Origin of the sequence: Pseudomonas sp. AP42 (genome assembly GCF_001728935.1) — a bacterium.
Lineage (GTDB): Bacteria > Pseudomonadota > Gammaproteobacteria > Pseudomonadales > Pseudomonadaceae > Aquipseudomonas > Aquipseudomonas lactis.
Genome location: NZ_LYSO01000185.1, coordinates 1 through 6,962 on the forward strand (window position 1 = coordinate 1; position 6,962 = coordinate 6,962).

5 protein-coding genes are annotated in these 6,962 nt (G+C 61.8%); 1 reads left to right on the plus strand and 4 read right to left on the minus strand.

Going from position 1 to position 6,962, the window contains the following annotated elements; genetic code table 11:
- Positions 1 to 91: 91 nt before the first annotated feature.
- From A7K61_RS30035 to A7K61_RS30050, 4 genes are all read right to left on the minus strand, one after another.
- Positions 92 to 685, minus strand: coding sequence for a glutathione S-transferase (locus tag A7K61_RS30035; protein WP_047710691.1), 594 nt, complete (start codon positions 683 to 685; stop codon positions 92 to 94).
- Positions 682 to 4,320, minus strand: a complete 3,639-nt coding sequence (locus A7K61_RS30040; protein ID WP_069558982.1) for an AAA family ATPase — start codon at positions 4,318 to 4,320, stop codon at positions 682 to 684. Before A7K61_RS30040 ends, A7K61_RS30035 begins: the two co-directional genes overlap by 4 nt.
- Entirely contained in the window at positions 4,317 to 5,558 is a 1,242-nt protein-coding gene (locus A7K61_RS30045; protein WP_047710693.1) for an exonuclease SbcCD subunit D C-terminal domain-containing protein, read from the minus strand. The genes A7K61_RS30040 and A7K61_RS30045 overlap by 4 nt, the downstream gene beginning before the upstream one ends.
- A 189-nt stretch (positions 5,559 to 5,747) precedes the next feature.
- Positions 5,748 to 5,999, minus strand: a complete 252-nt coding sequence (locus A7K61_RS30050; RefSeq protein WP_069558983.1) for a DUF6124 family protein — start codon at positions 5,997 to 5,999, stop codon at positions 5,748 to 5,750.
- Positions 6,000 to 6,403: 404 nt separating this feature from the next.
- Here A7K61_RS30050 and A7K61_RS33275 point away from each other — a divergent pair, with 404 nt between their 5' ends.
- On the plus strand, positions 6,404 to 6,874 hold the full coding sequence (locus tag A7K61_RS33275) for a hypothetical protein (RefSeq protein WP_171905510.1): 471 nt from the start codon (positions 6,404 to 6,406) through the stop codon (positions 6,872 to 6,874).
- The last annotated feature ends 88 nt before the right edge of the window (positions 6,875 to 6,962 follow it).

Sequence of the window (6,962 nt, forward strand, 5' to 3'; positions counted from 1 at the left end):
TGGGGCGCCTAAGATCAAGAGCAAAAGCAGAGCAAAAGCGGCTCGCTTCGCATCGTGATTACCGTCGGCTGCTATAACTTACAAGTGGGCCTCAGGGTTTTGCCATCACCGCCATAAACAACGGTGAATCCAGAAACCGTTGCAGCCAGGCCTGCAAACGCCCATACGGCGTGCTCGCAAACCACTCCCGATCCACATGGGCAAACTGGCGTACAAACGGCATCAGTGCCGCATCTGCCAGGCTCAGGTGGTCGGCGAGCAGATACTCACGGTTCGCCAGCAAATCTTCCAGCTTGCGCAAGAACACCTCACCCTCGGCCCGATAATGCTCCATCGATTGCTCCGGGTAGCGTTCGGCGTACTTGTATCGATTCAAATGATGCTTGAACACCTGATCATTCTCGGCAATCAACGCCAGCACCCCAGGGGCACCTTGCAGCAGCCAATCATCGGGATCGTGCTGCGTCAGTGCCCACTGCATGATCTGCAGGCTTTCCTCGATTACGCGGCCTCCGACGCTCAGCACCGGCACCGTGCCCTTGGGCGACAGCGCCAGCATCTCGGCCGGCTTGGCTTTCAGGCTGACTTCGATAATGCGCACCGCCACGCCGGAGTAGCGCAGCGCCAGCCGCGCTCGCATTGCATAGGGGCAGCGCCGGAACGAATACAGCAGCGCTTCGCTCACTTGACCTCCAACGTGCTCAGGCCATTGCCCTGGCGCTGGACCTGGATCTGCACCGGGATGCGTTCATGCATTTCCTGTACGTGGGAGATCACCGCCACCTTGCGGCCCTGGGCCTGTAAGCCGTCCAGGGCGTCCATCGCCAGTTGCAATGACTCGGGATCGAGGCTGCCGAAGCCTTCGTCGATAAACAGCGACTCGATCTTCAAGGTGCTCGACGCCATCGACGCCAGCCCCAACGCCAGTGCCAACGACACCAGGAAGGTTTCGCCACCGGACAGCGAGTGCACCGAGCGCAGTTCATCGCCCATTTCTGTGTCCATGACCAACAGCCCGAGCATGCTGCCGCCGCGTTTAAGCCGGTAGCGGCGCACCAGTTGGCGCAGTTGCACGTTGGCGTGGTGCACCAGCAAGTCGAGGTTGTAGGCCTGGGCGATCTTGCGGAAGGTGTCGCCGGTGGCCGAGCCGATCAACGCATTCAGGCGGGCCCAGCGCTGCCACTGCTCGTAAGCCTTGGCAATCTGTTCGGCCAGGGCCTGGTTGGCATTCTGGCGGCGCTGGTCTTCGGACTGGCGTGCGCGCAGTTCGGCGCAGTGTTTCTCACCTTCGAGCAGTTGCTGGTTAAGCGTTGCCAGGGTGGCGTCCAGTTGCTCGGCCTCCAGGTTGCCATTGTGCAGGGCCTGGTGTTCGGCCAGGCGCTGTTCGCGCTCGTGCAGCAGAACCTTGGCTTGCTCCACGGCCTTTTCGCTGCTGTGCAGGTGCTGGCGTAACTGCGCGACCTGGGGCTCATCAAAGGCCAACAGGCGTGCCAGGCCCTGATCATCCAGTTCGGGGTGCAGGGCGCGCCATTCGCTGATGCGGGTCGCAAGGGCTTGCTGTTCCGCCTCCAATGCCTGCTGGCGTTGCTGCTGGGCGTTGAGGTCGGCGGCCAGTTGTACCAGGGCCGTGTGCACGGCGTGCAGTTCCTGGTTGGCGTCGGTCTCGCTTTGGCGGGACTGGGTGACGGCTTGCTCCAGTTGCTGTTGCCAGTGTTCGGCGCTGGGGTGGTCCCCTAGCAAGGCGCGGAGTTTTTCCTGGACGGCGTGTTGCTGGTCGGCCAGCTCGGCGACTTGCAGATTCAAGGCATCGAGTTGCTGCTGACGATGCTGCTGGTGGGTGTGTTGTTTCTCGATGGCCTGTTGGCGCTCCTGCTGCTCGGCCTGCTCGTCGCGTTGATGGCCCAATTGCTCAAGGCGCTGGCTGACCTGTTGGTCGAGCTGCATGAAGGTTGCCGCAGGCGCGCTGCGCAAACCCTCCAGCGTATCGGCGGGCAACAGGCTGGCGAAGGCGCTGAGTTCCGTCTCCAGGCGTTCGCGGTCGCCGGCCAATTGCCGCTGTTGATCCACCAGCAATTGCCGGGCTTGCTGGCTGGCGTCCTGGGCGGCTTGCAATTGTTGCTGCAAGCGCCCGGCGTTCTGTTGCAGGTTGAGCAGGGCGCCCTGGCGTTGTTCGTCCTGGCTGATGCTTTGAGTCAATTGGGCCAGTTGCTGGGCCAGCCAAGGGCTGCGCTTGTCGACGTCCTGGTTGAACAGCGAGGCGCACAGCGGATGGGCTTGCAGGGTCGGTGCCAACCCCTGCTGCTGCATGGCCAACTGCTCCTGCTGTTGCAGAAACTCTTTCTGCTGAGCGATCAGGCCGCCCACTTCACCGCGCAATTCAGTGAGTTTTTCCTTGAGGCTGTCGACGGCTTTCTGCGCCGCCGCCTCTTCACTTTCATCATGGCGGCCCAGGCTATGCAGCAGAGCCTCGGGCTGGTGATAGGGGTGTTCGTGGCTGCCGCACACCGGGCAGGGTTGGTCATCCTGCAACTGCTCGCGTAATTCCTCGACGCTGGCACTGCGGGCCAGGCGTTGGCGTTCCAGCAGTTGCTTGGTCACCGCCAGGGTTTGTTCGGCGACGGTGAGTTCGGCCTTGGTTTGCAGGCCGGTCTGGTTCAGTTGTTCGCGTTTTTGCGCGGCCTCGGCAAGCTTTTGCGTGAGCGCAGCGGCCTGTTGATCCAGCTGTTGCTGGCTGTCCCACAGGCGGGCCAGGTCTTCGAAGGCGCGCTGTTGCTTGCGATTGTCTTGCAGCAGGCTGGCCAGTAACTGGATTTGTTCGGCCACCGCGTGCGGTTCGGCACCGGCCTCGTGGTAGAGCAGTTCCAGGGCTTCGCGCTGTTGGGTGAACTGTTCGGTGGCGGCGCTGGCGCGCTGTTCGAGCTGCCCCAGCTCGGCCTGGCCTTGGTTGAGGCGATTGCCGATCAACACCAGCTGTTGCAGGCGGTCACGGTAGGCGTTCCAGGCATCGCTCAGCGGCGCGAGGGCGGCGCTGTGCTCAAGCTCGGTGGTTAGGCGTTGCAGGCGCTCGGTGCCTTGGGCCTGCGTGTGTTGCAAACCGTCGAGCAGGGCCTGGCCTTCGGTGCAGGCGCTTTCGTGCTGGTGTTTTTCCTCGCTGCGCTTGGCCAGTTCGCGGCTCACGTGGGCGAGGGTGTTTTGCTCTTCGATGGCCTGGCGCAGCAGGGGCGCGGCGTCGGCCTGGTTTTTCAGGGCCTCAGCCAGTGCTGCCTGGGCGGCCACTTGCTGGTGTTGCGCCTGTTCCTGGCGGGTGTGCAGGGCGGTCTGTTGCTCCAGGTGCTGGGCAATCTGTGCCGCCAGGGGCGTCAGCAAGGTGGCGAGTTCTGCCTGGCGCAGGAAGTGATGGCGTTGCGGTGCCAACTGCTCCAGCAGGTTCAGGTCCTGGCGTTGCTGGCCTTGGCTCGCCCAGGTTGCTTCGTCGCGTTGCAGTTGCTCCACTGCGTGTTGATGGCGCTCCTGCCATTCACGCAACTCCTTGAGCCAGGTGTGCTGCAACTCCAACTGCTTGAGCTGGGCTTGTTGGGTCTTGAGCTGTTGCTGAGCTTCGGCCAGCTGTTGGTCCAGCTCGGCGCGGGCTTCGGGTGCCAGGGGTACCACGCCGGTGGCTTGGTCCTGCAGCTGTTTGTGGGCGTCCTTGGCCTCTTTGGCCTTATCGAACGCGCGGCGGCCGAGCTGGGTGTAGAGCGCGGTGTCGGTGAGCTTTTCCAGCAGTTCGCTGCGCTCATTGTCATTGGCCTTGAGGAAGGCGCTGAACTCGCTTTGCGCCAGCAGCACCGCACGGGTGAACTGCTCGAAGTTCAGGCCCAGGGCCAATTCCAGCTGGGTCTTGTACTCGGTTTTCTGGCTGGCCAGCAGTTGGTCGCTGTCCAGGTCGATCAGGCTTTGCCGGCTGTTCTGCAGCTTGCCGCTGGCTTTGTCGCGGGCGCGGTTGGCTTCCCAGCGCGCACGGTAGCGACGGCCACTGACACCGACAAAATCCACCTCGGCATAGCCGCCGCCAGTGCCGCGTCGAATCAGGGTGCGCGGGTCGCCGATGGAAATATCCGTGTCGGCATCCGGCATTTTGGCCTGGCCGGTATCACCCAGGCGCGGCACCGCGCCAAACAGCGCCAGGCACAACGCATCGAGCAGGGTGCTTTTCCCTGCGCCAGTTGGCCCGGTGATGGCGAACAGACCCGCGCTGGCCAACGGCTCGGCGGTAAAGTCGATTTCGAACGGGCCCGCCAGGGAGGCGAGGTTTTTCAAGCGGATGGCGAGGATCTTCATGGCTGTTCGCCCTCCTGTTGCACTTCCTGGAGCAGCACGGCGAAGTCCTTCAAGGTCTGTTCATCCACCTCACTGCCGTAGCTGTCCTGCCAGGCGCGGCTGAACAATTCCTGGGGCGTGAGTTGGTCGAGTTCGATCAGTTGCGCATCGTCTGCCTCTGCGCTGCCGCGCGTGCCGGCGTACTCGGCGGCGATACGCACCAGGCGCACGGCCTTGCCTTGCAACGCGGTTTCGATCTGTTGACGCAGGTCTGGTTGCGGCTCGTCGAGGCGCACGCGCACTTCCAGCCAAGGGTGGCGCTGGGTTTCAGCGAGCAGGTCGATGTCGGGCAACTCACCGAGTTGCTTGAGGATATCGGCCAGGGGCGCGGCGTCCAGGCGTTGCAGGTTGACGGAGCGGGGGATCAGGATCGGTTCGCAGCCCACCAGCCTTTCGCCCTGGAACGTCACGTCGAGAATCTGGTGCTTGTAGCCGATTTCGGAGAAGGACAAGGGTATAGGCGAGCCGCTGTAGCGAATGCGCTCCTCGCCATTGACCTTTTGCGGCTTGTGCAAATGGCCGAGGGCCACATACGCCACGCTTCGGTCGAACAGTGTGGCGGGCAGCGCCTCGGCATTACCGATGATCAGGCTGCGTTCGGAGTCTTCGGACACCGACCCACCGGCCATGTGCGCATGGCTGATGGCTATCAATGCCTGGCCTTTGTTGCGCTTGGCATTGGCGGCTGCGATCAGCCATTCATGCACTTGGCCGATGCCGCGCAGGTAATCATCGCCTAGCTGCGCGCCGGTGACTTCCGCTGGGCGCAGGAAGGGCAGTGCCAGGCACCAGGCGGCGATCTTGCCTTTGGCATTGGGCAGCGGGATCAGCAGGCGCTCGGCGTCCAGTTGCCCGTCATCCAGCCACAGCACCCGGCCCAGGGCATGGGTGCGCAGGCGGCGCATCAGGGGCGCAGGCAATTCGATGCGTGAGCCGGAGTCATGGTTACCGGCAATCATCACAATGGTCAGTGTCGGCTGTTGTTCGTGAGCGCTGATGATGAAGTCATACAAGCGCTCCTGGGCCTTGAGCGGCGGGTTGACCGTGTCGAAGATATCGCCGGCGATCAACAGCACATCCGGGCGCTGGGCCTTGAGTTGGCCCAGCAGCCATTCAAGGAAACAGGCGTGTTCGAAGTCGCGTTCCTGGCCGTGGAGGTTTTGGCCCAAGTGCCAGTCGGAGGTATGAAACAGACGCAAGGCGAACTCCGTGGAGAAGATGAAAAGGAGGGGAGTTTACCTGTAAAAGTGCGCGTGGACTCATGGCCGACGCGATGGTTATTTGTAGGAGCGAGCTTGCTCGCGAAAAACGTCAACGATAACGCGGGCTTTCTGGATAAACGCGGCGCCTGTGAGTTTTTCGCGAGCAAGCTCGCTCCTACACGGGGGTTATGGGGCGTTAGTGGGGTTGGGCTGCAGGCAATCCAGCGCACGGTCGGCGAGGGTGCGGGCCATGTCGATCAGGTGAGCGGTGGAACAGGCCATGTCGCGCTGGGTGCCTTTGAGGCCCTCGGCGGTTTCGGTGGCGGTGGTGGCGGCGCAGCGCAGTAGCGAGGAGATGCTGGCGATGGCGTCTTCGAAACTCAGGTCTTCGTGGGCGACGAAAATTGGGAAGGGTGGGTCGGGTATGAGTTTGCTCATGGATAAAGCTCCTGCTTGGGTGGGGAGCCATTCTTTTGCCGATCTCACACGTCAAAAGGTGGCAGCTATGTGCGGGGTGAGATACCGGAAAACAGGACCCGGCCAGACCGAAGTCTGCCCGCACACAGCCGCCATTGACGGTTGTAGCGCATTGCGCCTGCTAATAACGGGATCTCACACCCGATCGCTGATAGGCAGCGACGAAGCGAAGGCTAGCCAGCGAAATGAGCAGGCGCAAGGCCAAAGGATTGTCTAGGAAACGTCCTGCAAGTTAAAGGGATATGGATTGCTGGCCTTTAACAATGCATGTCGAGCGGGCGGTGATAAATGGAACGGCAGGTTGAGTGACGACCACCCACAAGGTGGATTTTTCAATCAATCCCTGAATGAATCAGAGGCCCAGCATGACATTTTCAATAAAGCCACCTTCCACTAGCGCTTTCACCGCTCTACCCGAGCAACCGGATGCTGACAGTCGCTCAAACCAAGCTAGCTATCGTCAGGCACGAAGCGCTGAGACCCAGGCCAGCGTCCCCGACACGCGCCCGTACGCAAGCGTGACTGACCGACAACTGATAGGGCTGATCCGCGACCACTTCCGCGAATTCGCCGCAGGGGCGACAGACAGCTATGTGAACTTCAATGAGTTGAAAGAAGCCGCCGGCCTGGTTGCCACCGACAGGACATTTTCACCAGAGGCACACCATGCGGCCAAGGAGTTACTCACACGGCCAAAATTGCTACGCAAGCTGGATATCGGCATCAGCTTCTTCGGTGGCCCCGGCAAGGAGGATGGCCGGTTCGATATGGATAACCTGAACTATCTGTACAAATTTCCCCATCGTGAATGGAAGGTGCCGCGTCGTAATCATTAAGTGCAGGCAGGCGCTCGAGCAGGCACTGCAGATCAACTGTGGGAGCAGCCGACGCCTATCTACCTGATGCCCCACGATCAAACTGTGT

What these genes read in the sequence shown, in the direction of transcription:
- A7K61_RS30040 (WP_069558982.1), bottom strand. Translation starts at nt 4,320, where the DNA reads ATGAAGATCCTCGCCATCCGCTTGAAAAACCTCGCCTCCCTGGCGGGC.
- A7K61_RS30050 (WP_069558983.1), bottom strand. Translation starts at nt 5,999, where the DNA reads ATGAGCAAACTCATACCCGACCCACCCTTCCCAATTTTCGTCGCCCAC.
- A7K61_RS33275 (WP_171905510.1), top strand. Translation starts at nt 6,404, where the DNA reads ATGACATTTTCAATAAAGCCACCTTCCACTAGCGCTTTCACCGCTCTA.